This is a genomic window from Polaromonas aquatica, assembly GCF_050626995.1.
GTDB classification, from domain to species: Bacteria; Pseudomonadota; Gammaproteobacteria; order Burkholderiales; family Burkholderiaceae_C; genus Polaromonas; species Polaromonas aquatica_A.
This window is the reverse complement of the sequence record NZ_CP192467.1, coordinates 475,619-489,881: the sequence shown is the minus strand read 5'-3', so window position 1 is coordinate 489,881 and position 14,263 is coordinate 475,619. Positions and strand designations below refer to the sequence as shown.

The following is a 14,263-nucleotide window of genomic DNA, read 5'->3' as shown; positions in this document are numbered from 1 at the left end:
TGGGATAGAGGGCGATCTCTTATGAATTTCACCCCATGCTCGCATGGATCATCTCCCGAACCCGTGGATAAATCTGCTGATTCCACTTGCGCCCGCTGAATACCCCATAGTGGCCCACACCCGTCTGCACGTGATGGGTTTTCATGTAAGGCCGTATGCCAGTGCACAGATCCTGCGCCGCTACGGTTTGCCCTACGGCGCAGATGTCGTCGCGCTCTCCTTCTACAGTCATGAGCGCCGTACGGCGAATGGCGGCAGGTTTGACGAGGCGGCCGCGATAGCTGAGTTTGCCGAGCGGCAGGTCGTAGGTCTGGAAGACTTTTTCAACTGTCTCCAGGTAAAACTCGGCGGGCAAGTCGTTCACGGCCAGGTACTCGTCATAAAACACGCGGATGATGTTGGCTTTTTCCACATCGCCGTCCACCAGATGCTGATACATGTCCTGGAAGGATTTTTTGTGCCGGTCCAGGTTCATGCTCAGAAATGCGCTGAGCTGCACAAAGCCCGGGTACACGCGGCGCATGTAGCCGGCATGCGGCAGCGGGACATGGCTGATCAGGTTTTTCTCAAACCACTCAATCGGTTTGCTCGTGGCCAGCGTGTTGACGCCTGTAGGGTTCACGCGGCAGTCTACGGGGCCGGCCATCAAGGTCAGGCTGCGTGGCTGGGCCGGGTCGCCGTCTTCGGCCATGATGGCGGTGGCTGCCAGTGCCGCCACGCAAGGTTGGCACACGGCCACCACATGTGTGCCCGGGCCAATGGCCTGGGTGAAGCGGATCATGTGGTCGATATAGTCGTCCAGCGCAAACGGGCCGTGGCTTAGGGACACATCGCGCGCGTTGTGCCAGTCGGTGATGTACACGTCGTGGTCCTGCAGCAAGGTACGCACGGTTTCGCGCAGCAGCGTGGCAAAGTGGCCCGACAGCGGCGCCACCAGCAGCACCGGCGGCTGGAAAGGCAGGCCAGCAGGCGTTTCCTTGCGAAAGCGCAGCAGGGTGCCAAAGGGCATGGACAGAACGGTTTCTTCCGTCACGGCAAGTTCGCGCTCGCCCACCTTCACTGAGCTGATGCCATAGGCCGGCCGTGTATGCGTCAGCCGCAGGCGTGAAAACACCTCCATGGACGCCGAAATCTTGCGCAGCAGGCTGCCTTCGGTTTTACCCAGCCAGAATGCCGCGCTACCGCTTTGGGCGAACAGGCGAAACGGCGACAGCAGGTCGGACTGGGTTTGGTAGGCCTGGTAAAGCATGGTTGTCCTGACATGAATCGGAATTCGTTGTCCCTTTGTCCCTGGTACTTCATGCAGGCAAGTTACGGGCCAGTCGGAGCCGAAAAGCGCAGGCTGGCATAAGCCTTGCGGGAGTTCATGCATCCATCCTGCCGCCAGCGGGACCTTTCCGGTTCAAGGAGCATGAGCATGGCCAAAGCCATCCTGACAATCAGCAGCAAGAACTACGGAGCGTGGGCCCTGCGCGGCTGGCTGCTGGCGAAGTTCGCGGGGCTGGAATTCACCGAGAAAGTGATTTCGCCAGATGACCCGGCGATGAAGGCCGAAATGCTGCTGCTCTCGTCCAGCATGCTGGTGCCGTCGCTGCAGCACGGCAACGTCAAGGTGTGGGACACCCTGGCGATTGCGGAATACCTCAATGAAATCAAGCCCAAAGCCCAGTTGCTGCCCGCGGACGTCAAGGTGCGGGCGCATTGCCGCGCGGTGTGCGGCGAAATGCATTCAGGCTTTGCCTCCATGCGCGCTGCGCTGCCGATGAACATCAAGGCGCATTTTTCGGGCTTCAAGATCTGGTCCCGCGCGCAGGCCGACATTGACCGCGTGCTGGAAATCTGGAAGGAGTGCCTGGCCACCTATGGCGGCCCCTACCTGTTCGGCAAGCAACTGTCGGTGGCCGACGCCATGTACGCGCCGGTGGTCACCCGGTTTTTGACTTACGACGTGCCGCTGGACAAGGCTTGTACGGCGTATTGCAAACGCGTCATGGAGCTGCCGGCGATGAAGGAGTGGGTGGCTGAGGCGAAGAAGGAGCCGGATGATATCGATGAGCTCGACGCGGAGTTTTGAACATCCCCGTCCAGCCTCACTGCAGAAATAGGCCCACCCCCTTTCAGACTCACTTCGTGTAGCCTGCTCCCCCCACGGGGCAGCGCCTGGGGCCGGCGAAGCCGGACCCGCGGCCCCTGCTGATAGTGCCCAAAGAATTCTTCAACCAAGCAGGAGCCGTGGAACCGGCTTTGCCGGGCCACAGGCGGGCGGCCCCCTCGGGGGGCAGGGAGCTACACGAAGTGAGCGACCGTGGGGGCGCTATTTCCAGGGTGTCGGTGGCGGGATTTCGCAAACGGGGTCCACGTCAATCGACTTGAAGTCCGCTGGCCCGACGATTTCCAGGTATTCCATGTCGGGGGAGTAGTCGAACAGGAAATGCTTGATGCCTGGTCGCTGGTGCACCACGTCACCGGCCTCGACCAGGGTTTCCTTGTCTTCATACATAAAGCGGGCCCAGCCCTTGGTCATGATGACGATCTGGAAATCCGCCTCATGACGGTGCCATCCCGTGCCTGTTTCTGGTGCCATATTGGCCTTCACGAGGTGCGCGATGACTTTGCCGTTGGTCGCGTCGGCAATGCCGAGGTCGCGGTACAGGAAAAAGTCACGCAAACCACCGGAGACAAACTGCGTGTCGCCAGGCTTGACGTGGGAAAACTTGGTCGCGGTGCGGTCCAGCATGGGGTGCTCCTGTTCAATCAAGACATCCAATTGAGGATTGGTGCGGTGCAGCAAGCATGAAGTGTTCCAGAGTGGGGGTGGCATGCGCTACAACGTTGGCTGCACAGCCAGGGCGACAAAACAGGGGCCGGTGCAACGCTATAGTTCAGGAACGTTTAAACCACCGCTCAAGGTGTTTGACATGTGGCTCAAGCTCATCCGTTCCCCAAGGCGAGCAGAGGCCTGACCCTTGTTCAAGCGGGTGCCGGCTTGGTTGGTTTTGTTGACACTTTCCCTTGGAAGACACTGTCCATGCGTCCATCGTTGAAGACCCGAAAGCCCATTGACGAACTCAAGCCGGCAGACCTCATTGCTTTTCCCATCTGGGAGTTCGCAGACGACGAGGAAGGGGATGAAGAGCAGGACGAAACCTGGGTTCGTCCTCATCCTGCGAAGATGATGGGTCCTGACCTTTATGCCTTGTCTGTTGCTGCCGATTTCCTGGCTTCCTCAGGCCAGACGTTCACCGGCTTTGTTGGCGTGACCACGGCTGGCGATCTCGAGTTTGGGCATGGGGTGCTGCTGCATGAAAACGAGCATGTCTTCGTCCCGTCGGCCGAGTACCCGCAAGCAAAAAAGGACCGCAAGGCGGTTGCGGCCGCGCTGCGCATGAAAGAGTCCCAGGTTTTCCCGCTCAGGTTCACATTACGTGTTCTTTTGCAGGGCGAAGTTGCTCTGCGCCACGGAGAGTTCGCGTAGTCGCAATGCCGGCAAGCAACAAACGTTCGCACCATGTCTGTTCTGGATCGACCGTTCTTCAATCTGTCTGTGATCAAGGCACCGGTGGCCGAGGTTGCTCAGGCGTTTGACCGCTATCCGCCAATGCGGGTCCATAGCAGCCCAACCTCGTTTGTCTTGCCAGAACAGCCGTACACGGAAGAGCAAGGCGCGCCGCCGCTCATTCTCTGGTCACCGGTTAACGCACCTGGGTTAACAGTTTTTATGCCTCACTTGTCTGCGGGAGAGGGTTACGTGCCAACCTATGCGCAGTCGACGTTTCGCTTCGATGTAATTTCAATTCGAAGTACTGCTGATGATTGCAAGAAGGACTCACTCAATGAATTTTCCGCTTATTCCCAAGGCGCTTTGTTGCGCTTTGTACGCGTAATGAGTGACAACCCAGGTTGGGATTTCTATCAGAAAGGAGATCCGTTGTTTTTCGAAAACCTGGAAAAGTATCAGTTGCGATTAAAGCGAAAACGATTGCAGCGAGGCGATGTGCTTGCCTACGCTGAATCATGGGGCGCTCCAATAACATCGGCGATGTTCTGGCGCAGCGATTTTCCCGCTGTTACCTTCCTGCCGAAAGGATCGGCCTCTTCGGCATCAGTTTGATATAGCCCCGAGAACCAGCGCTACCTGCACTCTGGGGTTTTTTGTCAACGTGAGGCCTGAATCAGCCTGTCCGTGACCCTCAGCCCCTCTGGGATAATCCCTCCATGAGCGGAAATACCTTCGGAACCCTATTCGCAGTCACCAACTTCGGTGAATCCCACGGCCCGGCCATTGGCTGCGTGATTGACGGTTGCCCGCCCGGCATGGATTTGAGTGAGGCCGACATCCAGGGCGACCTGGATCGCCGCCGGCCCGGCACCAGCCGGCATGTGACCCAGCGCAACGAGCCCGATGCCGTCGAGATCCTTTCTGGGGTGTATGAAGGCAAGACCACGGGTACTCCCATCTGCCTCCTGATCAAAAATACCGACCAGCGCAGCAAGGACTACGGCAACATCCTTGAAACCTTCCGCCCAGGCCATGCCGACTACACCTACCTGCACAAATACGGCCGGCGCGACCCGCGTGGCGGCGGCCGTGCCTCTGCCCGCCTGACGGCGCCCATGGTGGCGGCAGGTGCTGTGGCCAAGAAATGGCTGGCCGAAAAATACGGCACGACGTTTCGCGGTTGCATGACGCAGATCGGCGACATCGCGATTCCGTTTGAGTCGTGGGAGCACGTGCCGGCCAACCCGTTCTTCGCGCCGGTCGCCGATGTCTCGAAACTGGAAGACTACATGGACGCGCTGCGCAAGGCGGGTGACTCCTGCGGCGCGCGCATTCGTGTTACGGCGTCGAACGTGCCGGTGGGCCTGGGTGATCCACTGTTTGACAAGCTGGACGCTGACATCGCTTTTGCCATGATGGGCATCAACGCTGTCAAGGGCGTGGAAATCGGCGCCGGCTTTGCCAGCGTGACGCAGCGCGGCACCACCCATGGCGATGGTCTCTCGCCCGAGGGTTTTCAATCAAACAACGCCGGGGGTGTGCTGGGCGGCATCAGCACCGGCCAGGACCTGGAAGTGTCCATTGCCATCAAGCCGACGAGTTCGATCATCACGCCGCGCCAGTCGATCGACACCGCGGGCAAGCCCGCCGAGGTGGTAACCAAGGGCCGCCACGACCCATGTGTCGGCATTCGCGCCACACCGATTGCCGAGGCCATGCTGGCCCTGGTGGTGATGGAGCATGCGCTGCGCCAGCGTGCGCAGAATGCGGATGTGGTGGTCGCCACTCCCGACATCATGCGAAGCCGCAAATAAATCTACTGCGCAGCCCGATCTCGCATCTGCGGTACTCACCGTACGGGTGTACGGTTCCGGTCCTCGACGCGACCTCGGGCCGCTCGCTACGATTTCTTTACGACTTCGCGCCGGTGTGTGCCTTAAGCTTTATGGCTCGGGCGGCGCACCGCGAAACGGGTTAAAGCCCGTAACCAGTGCAGTGGCTGCCAGCACCAGCAAGCAACCCGGCAGCATGCTGACCGTGACCGGCTCGCCCAGAAAGAGCCCTCCCCAAGTCACACCGAAGAGGGGAATCATGAAGGCGGCGGAGGTCGCAGCGCTTGCGGGGATCTCGCGCATCAGCCGCATGCTGATCCAGTACATGAAACCCGAAGTCACCATGCCCAAAACCGTGACGGCTACCAGGGCTGCTGGTGTGACATTCATCGCCGGTACCGCTACCGCAGTGGGTACGAGCAGGATGAAGGCTGCCGCAATATGCACCGCAGCGGAAGCGGGCAGGGGTGAATGGGTCATCGTGGCCCGCTTCATCAAAATGGCGCCTACTCCGTAGCTGGCGGAGGCCGCGACGCAGGCCAGGGCGGCCAACACCACCCGTGGCGTGACGGCCACAGGACCTAGTTGCACCAGCAAGGCCACGCCCGCAAAGCCCACGGCACAACCCAGGAGGCGGCGGGAAGTAAGCTTTTCCTCACCCATCACGGCAGCCGCGAGCACGCCGAAAAGCGGCACCGTGGCATTCAGCACGGCGGAATAACCCGAGGGAATTACCAGCGCAGCCCAGTTGAACAGCATGAAAGGGACCACCACGGTCAACGTGCTGAGCAGGGCAAGACTGGGCCAGGCTCGGCGGGCCGGCCAGCGTTCACGCAGCCCGTACATCAGTGCCGATAACACCATGGCCGCCAGCACGCAGCGTACGCCGGCAACGACCGAAGGGCCCAGCGCGGGGCTGGCGATGCGTAAAAGGGGAAATGATGCGCCCCAGAGGGCGGACATCGCGATGAGTTGAAAGAAGTGTCGGTTATGCATGAAGCGCGCGTCAGGGCGGCAATGAAAAGCGGCGGTGAATGGTGGCGTTGATTGTGCAAGATTCCGGCGCAGGCGTCCTCGCAGGGCGAGGCTGGGTTGAAACCGGGAATATTTCCTACAACACGCGGGCAAGGTCACGCCTAGATTGGGGTTTCCACGCCATTATCCAGGAGCCACCCATGCCTAAAGCCAAAGCCTCTTCAAGGCCGTCTGCCTCGTCTTCCCGCCCCGCTGCACGCGCAGATGTGAGTTCAGTGAGCGGCAAGCAGCAAAAAATCCAGCGTGAACAGGACAGCAAGGACCAGGAAAAAAAAGCCGGGCGGCAGGCCTCGGCTACCCAGGGGAAAAAGGCAGTGCAGGCCGGCAAGCGGGATTACCCCGAGCCACCGCTGCCCACGCAGCATTTGCGCAAACCGGGGCTGGAAGCCGAGATGGAACTCAAGCCCCAGTTCCTGGCCCCCGACTACAAGGGCAGCGGCAAGCTGGAGGGGCTGACGGCATTGATCACGGGCGGGGATTCCGGCATTGGCCGCGCCGTTGCCGTGCTGTTTGCACGTGAAGGCGCAGATGTGGCGGTCGCGTATCTTGACTCCGAGGAGGATGCGAAAGAGACAAAACGCTGCGTTGAAGGAGAAGGCCGACGCTGTGTGTTGATCGCCGGTGATGTGAAAGATGCCGGGTTTTGCCGTGAGGCCGTGAAGAAAACGGTCAAGTCGCTGGGCAAGCTCGACATCCTGGTGAACAACGCTGCTTTCCAGGAGCATGCCGATTCGCTCGAAGACCTCACGGAAGAGCGTTTTGATGAGACCCTGCGCACCAATGTATACGGTTACTTTCACATGGCCAAGGCAGCGTTGCCGTATCTGAAAGAGGGCTCCTGCATCATCAATACCGGCTCGGTGACCGGGCTGGAAGGCAGTGCCAGGCTACTGGACTACTCAGCGACCAAAGGGGCCATCCACGCCTTCACCAAGGCGCTGGCCAGCAACCTCCTGGACAAGGGCATACGCGTGAATGCCGTGGCGCCCGGCCCCGTGTGGACGCCGCTCAATCCGGCCGATTCACCGCCTGATGTCATCAAGGACTTCGGCAAGAAGACCGACATGAGGCGGCCGGCGCAACCGGAGGAGCTGTCCCCTGCCTATGTATTTCTGGCTTCTCCTGTCTGTTCGGGGTATGTCACGGGGATTGTTTTACCGGTGACCGGGAGTGTGGGAGCGATGTAATTTTGGTTTAAAAGTGATCTTTGGCCAATAAAAACGGGCGCAGGCAGCTATTGAATTGATAGCGTTTCTTTGCGCCGGTTTTTATTCCGGCTTGGGAATTTTCTGCGGAGGGCTGCTGGCCGGGGGTTGCCCGGCGGCCACTCACTTTTCTTTGCTTCGCCAAAGAAAAGTAAGCAAAAGAAAGGTGACCCTGCTGTCTGCGTCCCTTCGCTTCGCTACGGGCAACCTGCGGTGCTCAGTCCAGCCGGGGTCAAAAACAACTCGCCTGCGGCTCAAACAAGTTTTTGCCCTGATCCGTCTGGCCCTCCGCTCCTCGGCGCATACAGAAGGGGGTGGGGAAGGACCAAAAGCCAAAGACAAAACTCCGCACACCTGAAGAAACAAGGACACGCCACGGCGTGTCCTTGTTGGTATTGGTTTTCGGTATTCGAATTCGGACTTCCCCGTCCTGGCTGGGCCGAGCAGCACAGACGGAGGCGGAAGGTCGGGCCGCAGTTGTTTGAGCGAAGTGCAACGTAGCGAGTTCTGCGGAACGCCGCCGTAGTCGAGCAGCGCAGGTTGCCTGAAGCGAAGCGTAAGGACCCAGACTGCGGGTCGCCTTTGGGTATTCGCATAACTTCGCTTCGCGAAGTGAGCGAATCCCCACTACGTGACCTTTGGTGACTTTCTTTTGGCGAAGCAAAAGAAAGTCACTTGCCGCCGGACAACCCCCGGCCAGCAATTCTTAGAGGGGTGCAACCCTTTCGAAGCAATAACCTCAAATCAGGTTCTTCATCGCCTGCGCAGTCTCCCGCAAAACAGACAAAACCCTCCCCGCCGCATCCTCACTCGACTCATGCCCCATCGGCATGGTCACACTTAACGCCCCGGCTACCTTCCCATGCCGGTCACGCAGGGGTACCGCGATACCGCGGTAATTGAGTTCCAGCTGCTGCTCAGAAATTGCCCAGCCTTGCGCGCGCACGCGTGCCAGTTCGATCCGCAGGCGGTCCTTGCTGGCGATGGTGTAGGAGGTGTACGCCTTGAGCTCATGATTGGCCAGCCACGTTTCGAGCCAGGCCGGGTCGCGCATCGACAGCATCAGAAGGCCCGCGGCCGTCACCTGTGCCTGTACGCGTGAGCCCAGCACATAGCCGGTGTTCATGGCGCGGCTGGAGCCATTGCGGGCGATGTAGACGATGTCGTCACCGTCCATTACGCTGACATACGCGCTTTCCTGCGTTCCCGCAGTGACGCGCTGCAAAAAAGGCTGCACGATACGCGGCAGCCGTGCCGATTCAAGATAGGACTGCCCCAGCCGCAGCACCCGCGGCGTCAGCCAGAAGAGCTTGCCGTCGCTGGCGATGTATCCCAGGTGTTCCAGTGTCAGCAAATAGCGCCGGGCAGCAGTGCGTGTCATGCCGCAGCGCACACCGGCCTGGCTGGCGGTCAGGCGCGGATTGGCGTCGTCAAAGCACTCGATGATGGACAGGCCTTTTTCCAGCCCTGCGATCCAGTCGCGCTTGTCCAGGGTGGGTGTGCTGGGGGCCTGCAATACGGCGGCGGCGTGGGTGGGGGCAGGCGTTTTCATGGCCAAAGTATTGACACCGGGGAGGGGGTGTAGACGTAGGTCAAACCCTCGTTTCGTTCGATCATCGATCTTTAATGCGCGATCAACGATCAATTCGGGGAATAAACCTGTTGGGCTTCCCGGGGCTAGCTACTAAAGTTCACACCGAATCTTCCAGTTTCAACCGATTATCGAACGTTTTGGCAATTCAGCATGATTTCCACCATTCAGGGCAACACCGACGTTTATCTGATCCCCGGCGATCCGGTCGGACAGGTACGTGCACCGGAAGTGTTCAACCTGATTTTCAAGGTACTGGGCATAGACGCCGTCCTTGTCCCCGTGCATGTGGTTGCCGCAAACGTCCGGGCGTTTGTGGAAGCTGCCTTTCTTGCCAGGAACATCAAGGGTATGCTGCTGACCATTCCGCACAAAGCCGGGGTGGTGAGTCTGCTTTCGCACTGCAACGACGCGGGCCGGGTAGCCGGTGCAGTGAACGGCATACGCCGTACTGCCGGGGGTGAACTCGAGGGCGCCCTGTTTGACGGCAAGGGTTTTGTCCTGTCGCTGGATTATTTCGGCGTAGCCTACGCGGGCAAGCGCGTGTTGATACTTGGCGCCGGCGGCGCCGCTGCCGCGATCACCGCTTCGCTCGCGATGGCGGGCATTTTGTCGCCAGCCACGATTTCCCTTTATGACCCGGCACCCGGGAAAGCGCAAATGCTGGCGGACCAGATTACCGTCGCGGCGGCACTGACCACCGAAAGCATCATGGCTGTTGGCAGCAGTGACCCTTCGAACTATGACGTGGTCGTGAATGCTTCACCGCTGGGACTCAGGGCCGATGACCCCCTGCCGTGCGATGTATCCCGCATGGAGCCGCATGCGGCCGTCATGGACATCCTCATGAAGAACCAGCCGACACCGCTGGTTCGGGCCGCTCGCGCTCGTGGCCTGGTCGCGCAGCCCGGGTTTGAAATGCTGATCCAGCAGTTGCCGGACTACCTGGATTTTTTTGGCCATGCCGCGGCGGCGCAAGCTGTTCGCCGTGATGCCACATTTATCCGCGAGCATCTGTATCCCGCCGCTATGGCGGGTGAAATCAGGCGCTCCTTTCAGAGCACCGCCAATGTTCCCATCCCAGGAGTCGGGGAAGCACGACTTGCATCACCTTGATTTTTTAACCCCAAGAGGAGACAACCATGAAAAAACGATTCGCTCTTAAATTGATAGCTGCCTGTACCCTTGCAGTAAGCGCCAGCGCCGGCTTCGCGCAAGACGTCATCAAGATCGCCAACATTGTCGAGCTGTCTGGCGGTGGTGCCACGGCAGGCACCAACTTCAAGAACGGCGTCGAGCTGGCCGTCAGGGAAATCAACGCCAACGGCGGCATCCTGGGGAAAAAGATCCAGACCACCACGGCCGATACGCAGAGCAATGCCGGTGTGGCAAAGGGATTGACGCAAAAAGCTATCGATGACAATGTGTTTGCCATCTTTGGCCCGGTATTCTCCGGCTCAATCATGGTGAGCATGGCCGAATCGCGGCGTGCCGAAGTGCCCAACTTCACCGGCGGTGAAGCGGCCAGCATCACCGAACAGGGCAACCCCTACGTATTTCGCACCAGCTTCACACAGGCCACCGCCATGCCAAAAGTGGCGCGTTACATCAGTGACCAGGCCAAGCTCAAGAGCATTGTTGTCATTTACGTAAACAACGATTTCGGCAAGGGCGGTCTGGATTCGATCAGGAAGGCGCTGGCCAATTCGCCGACCAAAATCCTGAGCGAAATTTCCACCGAACCCGGCCAGGTCGACTTCTCGGCCGCGGTGCTGCGCGCCAAGCAAAGCAATGCGGATGGCGTGTTCGCCTATTCAAACGAAGAAGAATCGGCACGCTTGCTGCGCGAGTTGCGCAAGCAGGGCTGGACCAAACCCATCATTGGTGAAACCACCCTGACCGGCCAGAAAGTCATTGAGCTGGCCGGCGAGGCTTCCAACGGCGCGATTGCCCATGTGGGTTTGACGGTGGACGCCCCGGTGCCCGCCATCCGCGCCTTCAAGGCCAAGTTTGAAAAGGACTACAAGTACATCTCCGACCACAACGGCATGAAGGGCTACTCCGGCGTCTACGTGCTCAAGGCCGCGATCGAAAAGGCTGGCAAGCTGGACCGCAAAGCCGTGGCTGCGGCCATGAAGGGCCTGAAAGTCAACACCGACAAATACCCCGGCGCGCTGATGTATACCGAGTTCGACAACAAGGGCGACCTCGACCGGATGAGCTTCATGGTGGAAGTCAAGAACGGCAAGCAGGAAGTCATTGACATGGTTCCTCCGCTGGGCCTGGCTACCCGCGATGTGAGCAAGGCCATTCCCGCGGCGCCTGCCGCTGCCAAGCCGGCCGCGAAGAAGTAAAGCAACTTCGGCCGGCCATGCGGGGCCGGCCGCTCATGGGAAAGGGCGCAAGCCCTTCCCAGTGAAAACTCCGCTGAATGCAACCGACTTTCTCCATCGGACCTTCCCATGACAGACTTTCTCCAACTTTTTTTCTCGGGCCTGGCCACCGGCAGCATTTATGCGCTGGCAGCCCTGGGCTTCACCTTGCTGTGGCAGGCCTCGGGAACGATCAACTTTGCGCAGGGTGAATTTGTCATGCTGCCGGCCTTCATGATGCTGGCCTTCATCTCGCTGGGCGCGCCCATGCTGGTGAGCTTTGTGCTGACGGTGCTGCTGGCCGTGCTGCTGCTGGGCTGGATCTTCAAACGCGGTGTGGTGGACCCACTCTTCAAATACGGCATGATGCCCATCGTCGTGGCGACCATCGGGCTTTCCATCGCCATGCGCAACGGCGTGCGCGCTGGCTACAGTGCCGAAGCCCATCCTTTCCCGAGCCTGTTTGCCGACAAGCTGTTCAACATTGCCGGCGTCACCATAACGCTTCAGGATATTGGTACTTTTGCGCTGGCCATGGCCATCGTGATGGCGACGCAGGCCTTCCTGGCCAAAACCGTGACGGGCCGTGCCATGCAGGCGGTGGCGCAGAACACCGAAAGTGCTTCAGTGCTGGGCATCAACGTGCCACGCATGATTTTCTACACCTTCGCCATCAATGCCGTGCTGGCGGTGGCGGCGGCCCTGCTCGTCACGCCAACCTACCTCGCCAAGTTCGACATGGGTGAAGGCTTGGGTACCAAGGCTTTTTTCGCCGCCATCATCGGCGGTTTCAACAACTCGCGCGGCGCGTTGCTGGGCGGGTTGATCGTGGGTGTATGCGAAAACCTGGCCGCCGCCTACATTTCCCCTGCCTACAAGGACGCCGTGGCGCTGGTTATTTTTATGGTCGTGATTCTCTTCAAGCCGCAGGGCCTGCTGGGTAAAAAAGAGGAGCGCAAGGTATGAAGCTCGCCAACAACAAACTTGCCCTGGCATTGACGGTCCTGACAGCTTTGCTGGTGCTGGTAGTGCCGCAATTCCTGAAGAACTACGGTATTTACCTGCTGACTTACTGGCTGGTTTTTATCATCGCCACCATGGGCTTGAACCTCACCATCGGCTATGCGGGCCAGAAGTCGCTGGGTCATGCGGCTTTCTTCGGTATTGGCGCCTACACAGTCGCCATCCTGATGAAAGCGGGCGTCAGCTTCTGGCTCGGGTTGCCGGCTGCCGCACTGATCTGTTTTGCTGTCGGGTTGATCCTGGGTTTTCCGGCGTTGCGCGTGCAGGCCATTTACCTGGCGTTCGCCACGCTGGGCTTCAATACCGCCATCTGGCTGGTCATGCGCAACGAGGAGTGGCTCACCGGAGGAACCTTCGGTATCAACAACATTGCACGGCCATCCCTCTTTGGCTATTCGCTCGACGGCAACCTGCCTTACTACTACTTTGTGCTGGCGATGACAGTCATCCTTTCGGGACTGCTGTGGGGCCTGCTGCGCTCGCCCTGGGGAAAGGCCTTCACGGCCTTGCGCGACAACCCGATACGGGCTGAAAGCCTGGGTGTGAATATCCGCAACTACACGCTGCTGAGTTTTGCCATCGGTGCGGCTTACGCCGGTATCGCCGGAGCGTTGTTTGCCTCGCTGGTGCAATTCATCGAGCCGGGACCCTTCACCGTGGCCGCGTCCATCATGATGTATCTGATGGTGGTGGTCGGCGGCGCGGGCTATTTCCTGGGCCCCATCGTGGGCGCCGCCGTAGGTGTGGTGCTGCCGGAATGGCTGCGCGATGTGCCGCTGGTGTCCAACTGGTATCTGCCAATGTTCGGCACAGCGGTGGTGGTGCTTATGGTATGGCTGCCCGATGGACTGCTCAGTATTCCCGACCGTATACGGGCCAAACGCGCAGCGCGCGAGGCATCGCAGGCGCGGGCGGCTGCCGCGGGCCGGATCGGAGCGACATCATGACAAACGCATTGCTGAAAGTCACGGGGCTCAAAAAGGCCTACGGCGCCATCCAGGCCGTGGGCGGTGTCTCCTTCGACGTCATGCCCGGGGAAATCTTCGGTGTCATTGGCCCCAATGGCTCGGGTAAAACCACCATGTTCAACAGCGTCCTGGGGCAGATCAGCCCGGATGCCGGATCCATCGAACTCAATGGGAAAACCATCACTGGTTTGTCCCCGCTGGAGCTCAGCCGCCGCGGCGTAGGCCGTACCTTCCAGACGCTGCAGGTGTTTGGAAAAATGACGGTGCGGGACAACCTGATCGTCGCGGCGCAAGAGCACAAGGGCAGCATGTTGGGCCGCATGTTCGCACCCAGCGATTCCGGGCTTGGTGAAAAAGCCGATGCGCTCATCGACCAGTTCCGCATTCGTCATGTGGCCGACAAGCTCGCCGGTACCTTGAGTTATGGCCAGCAAAAACTGGTGGATATCGCCATGGCTTTCATGGCCGAGCCGGATCTTGTACTGCTTGATGAACCGTGTGCGGGCGTCAATCCCAGCCTGGTGGGCGGAATTTCGTCGCTGCTGAAAGATCTGAACCAGAATCCCAAATTTGGCCGCAAGGCTTCGTTTGTGGTGATTGAACACAACATGGATTTTGTGATGGGCCTGTGCCACCGCATCATGGTGATGGTGGAAGGAAAGGTGCTGGCCATTGGCACCCCTGCGGAAATCCGGGCCAATAAAGAGGTGCTGGACGCGTATCTTGGGAATTAGAGCC

14 protein-coding genes are annotated in these 14,263 nt (G+C 59.6%); 10 read left to right on the top strand and 4 right to left on the bottom strand.

Translation table 11 applies throughout. The features are described 5' to 3' along the window. Nucleotides 1-28 precede the first annotated feature (28 nt). Nucleotides 29-1,249, bottom strand: a complete 1,221-nt coding sequence (locus ACQ4MS_RS02380; protein WP_431097491.1) for a polyhydroxyalkanoate depolymerase — start codon at nt 1,247-1,249, stop codon at nt 29-31. A gap of 168 nt (nt 1,250-1,417) precedes the next feature. Here ACQ4MS_RS02380 and ACQ4MS_RS02375 point away from each other — a divergent pair, with 168 nt between their 5' ends. Next, nucleotides 1,418-2,074 carry a glutathione S-transferase gene (locus tag ACQ4MS_RS02375; RefSeq protein ID WP_431097490.1) on the top strand — a complete coding sequence of 219 codons (657 nt, stop codon included), beginning with the start codon at nt 1,418-1,420 and terminating at the stop codon, nt 2,072-2,074. A gap of 240 nt (nt 2,075-2,314) precedes the next feature. On the opposite strand, the gene ACQ4MS_RS02370 is transcribed toward ACQ4MS_RS02375, so the two are convergent. Beyond that, nucleotides 2,315-2,737 carry a cupin domain-containing protein gene (locus ACQ4MS_RS02370; protein WP_092130677.1) on the bottom strand — a complete coding sequence of 141 codons (423 nt, stop codon included), beginning with the start codon at nt 2,735-2,737 and terminating at the stop codon, nt 2,315-2,317. A 183-nt stretch (nt 2,738-2,920) separates the two neighbouring features. On the opposite strand from ACQ4MS_RS02370, the gene ACQ4MS_RS02365 reads away from it, so the two are divergent. The 3 genes from ACQ4MS_RS02365 to aroC all read left to right on the top strand — a co-directional run bounded on the left by ACQ4MS_RS02365 (nt 2,921) and on the right by aroC (nt 5,313). Next, the gene (locus tag ACQ4MS_RS02365; RefSeq protein ID WP_431097489.1) at nt 2,921-3,475 is read left to right on the top strand and encodes a hypothetical protein; all 555 of its coding nucleotides are present in this window, start codon (nt 2,921-2,923) and stop codon (nt 3,473-3,475) included. Nucleotides 3,476-3,508: 33 nt separating this feature from the next. After that, the gene (locus ACQ4MS_RS02360; protein ID WP_431097488.1) at nt 3,509-4,111 is read left to right on the top strand and encodes a hypothetical protein; all 603 of its coding nucleotides are present in this window, start codon (nt 3,509-3,511) and stop codon (nt 4,109-4,111) included. A 104-nt stretch (nt 4,112-4,215) separates the two neighbouring features. Beyond that, on the top strand, nt 4,216-5,313 hold the full coding sequence (aroC, locus tag ACQ4MS_RS02355; protein WP_431097486.1) for a chorismate synthase: 1,098 nt from the start codon (nt 4,216-4,218) through the stop codon (nt 5,311-5,313). Nucleotides 5,314-5,442: 129 nt separating this feature from the next. Here the strand turns inward: aroC and ACQ4MS_RS02350 are convergent, their stop codons facing one another. Then, entirely contained in the window at nt 5,443-6,327 is an 885-nt protein-coding gene (locus ACQ4MS_RS02350) for a DMT family transporter (protein WP_431097485.1), read from the bottom strand. Between the two features lie 179 nt (nt 6,328-6,506). Between ACQ4MS_RS02350 and ACQ4MS_RS02345 the strand changes: the two genes are divergently transcribed. Further along, nucleotides 6,507-7,553 carry an SDR family oxidoreductase gene (locus ACQ4MS_RS02345; RefSeq protein WP_431097484.1) on the top strand — a complete coding sequence of 349 codons (1,047 nt, stop codon included), beginning with the start codon at nt 6,507-6,509 and terminating at the stop codon, nt 7,551-7,553. 757 nt (nt 7,554-8,310) lie between these two features. On the opposite strand, the gene ACQ4MS_RS02340 is transcribed toward ACQ4MS_RS02345, so the two are convergent. Continuing rightward, complete coding sequence (locus ACQ4MS_RS02340; protein WP_431097482.1) at nt 8,311-9,123, bottom strand: IclR family transcriptional regulator domain-containing protein; 813 nt, start codon at nt 9,121-9,123, stop codon at nt 8,311-8,313. A gap of 192 nt (nt 9,124-9,315) precedes the next feature. Between ACQ4MS_RS02340 and ACQ4MS_RS02335 the strand changes: the two genes are divergently transcribed. The 5 genes from ACQ4MS_RS02335 to ACQ4MS_RS02315 all read left to right on the top strand — a co-directional run bounded on the left by ACQ4MS_RS02335 (nt 9,316) and on the right by ACQ4MS_RS02315 (nt 14,259). After that, a complete protein-coding gene (locus tag ACQ4MS_RS02335; RefSeq protein ID WP_431097481.1) occupies nt 9,316-10,278 on the top strand; it encodes a shikimate dehydrogenase family protein in 963 nt (320 codons plus the stop codon). A gap of 26 nt (nt 10,279-10,304) precedes the next feature. Beyond that, the gene (locus ACQ4MS_RS02330; protein ID WP_431097480.1) at nt 10,305-11,516 is read left to right on the top strand and encodes an ABC transporter substrate-binding protein; all 1,212 of its coding nucleotides are present in this window, start codon (nt 10,305-10,307) and stop codon (nt 11,514-11,516) included. Between the two features lie 108 nt (nt 11,517-11,624). Next, nucleotides 11,625-12,500 carry a branched-chain amino acid ABC transporter permease gene (locus tag ACQ4MS_RS02325; protein WP_431097479.1) on the top strand — a complete coding sequence of 292 codons (876 nt, stop codon included), beginning with the start codon at nt 11,625-11,627 and terminating at the stop codon, nt 12,498-12,500. Next, complete coding sequence (locus tag ACQ4MS_RS02320) at nt 12,497-13,504, top strand: branched-chain amino acid ABC transporter permease (RefSeq protein WP_431097478.1); 1,008 nt, start codon at nt 12,497-12,499, stop codon at nt 13,502-13,504. Before ACQ4MS_RS02325 ends, ACQ4MS_RS02320 begins: the two co-directional genes overlap by 4 nt. Further along, nucleotides 13,501-14,259, top strand: coding sequence for an ABC transporter ATP-binding protein (locus ACQ4MS_RS02315; RefSeq protein ID WP_431097476.1), 759 nt, complete (start codon nt 13,501-13,503; stop codon nt 14,257-14,259). The genes ACQ4MS_RS02320 and ACQ4MS_RS02315 overlap by 4 nt, the downstream gene beginning before the upstream one ends. Nucleotides 14,260-14,263 lie beyond the last annotated feature (4 nt).

Bases quoted from the DNA above. Each gene is read 5' to 3' on its own strand.
- ACQ4MS_RS02380 (WP_431097491.1), bottom strand. From the start codon at position 1,249: ATGCTTTACCAGGCCTACCAAACCCAGTCCGACCTGCTGTCGCCGTTT.
- ACQ4MS_RS02375 (WP_431097490.1), top strand. From the start codon at position 1,418: ATGGCCAAAGCCATCCTGACAATCAGCAGCAAGAACTACGGAGCGTGG.
- ACQ4MS_RS02370 (WP_092130677.1), bottom strand. From the start codon at position 2,737: ATGCTGGACCGCACCGCGACCAAGTTTTCCCACGTCAAGCCTGGCGAC.
- ACQ4MS_RS02360 (WP_431097488.1), top strand. From the start codon at position 3,509: ATGTCTGTTCTGGATCGACCGTTCTTCAATCTGTCTGTGATCAAGGCA.
- aroC (WP_431097486.1), top strand. From the start codon at position 4,216: ATGAGCGGAAATACCTTCGGAACCCTATTCGCAGTCACCAACTTCGGT.
- ACQ4MS_RS02350 (WP_431097485.1), bottom strand. From the start codon at position 6,327: ATGCATAACCGACACTTCTTTCAACTCATCGCGATGTCCGCCCTCTGG.
- ACQ4MS_RS02345 (WP_431097484.1), top strand. From the start codon at position 6,507: ATGCCTAAAGCCAAAGCCTCTTCAAGGCCGTCTGCCTCGTCTTCCCGC.
- ACQ4MS_RS02340 (WP_431097482.1), bottom strand. From the start codon at position 9,123: ATGAAAACGCCTGCCCCCACCCACGCCGCCGCCGTATTGCAGGCCCCC.
- ACQ4MS_RS02335 (WP_431097481.1), top strand. From the start codon at position 9,316: ATGATTTCCACCATTCAGGGCAACACCGACGTTTATCTGATCCCCGGC.
- ACQ4MS_RS02330 (WP_431097480.1), top strand. From the start codon at position 10,305: ATGAAAAAACGATTCGCTCTTAAATTGATAGCTGCCTGTACCCTTGCA.
- ACQ4MS_RS02325 (WP_431097479.1), top strand. From the start codon at position 11,625: ATGACAGACTTTCTCCAACTTTTTTTCTCGGGCCTGGCCACCGGCAGC.
- ACQ4MS_RS02320 (WP_431097478.1), top strand. From the start codon at position 12,497: ATGAAGCTCGCCAACAACAAACTTGCCCTGGCATTGACGGTCCTGACA.
- ACQ4MS_RS02315 (WP_431097476.1), top strand. From the start codon at position 13,501: ATGACAAACGCATTGCTGAAAGTCACGGGGCTCAAAAAGGCCTACGGC.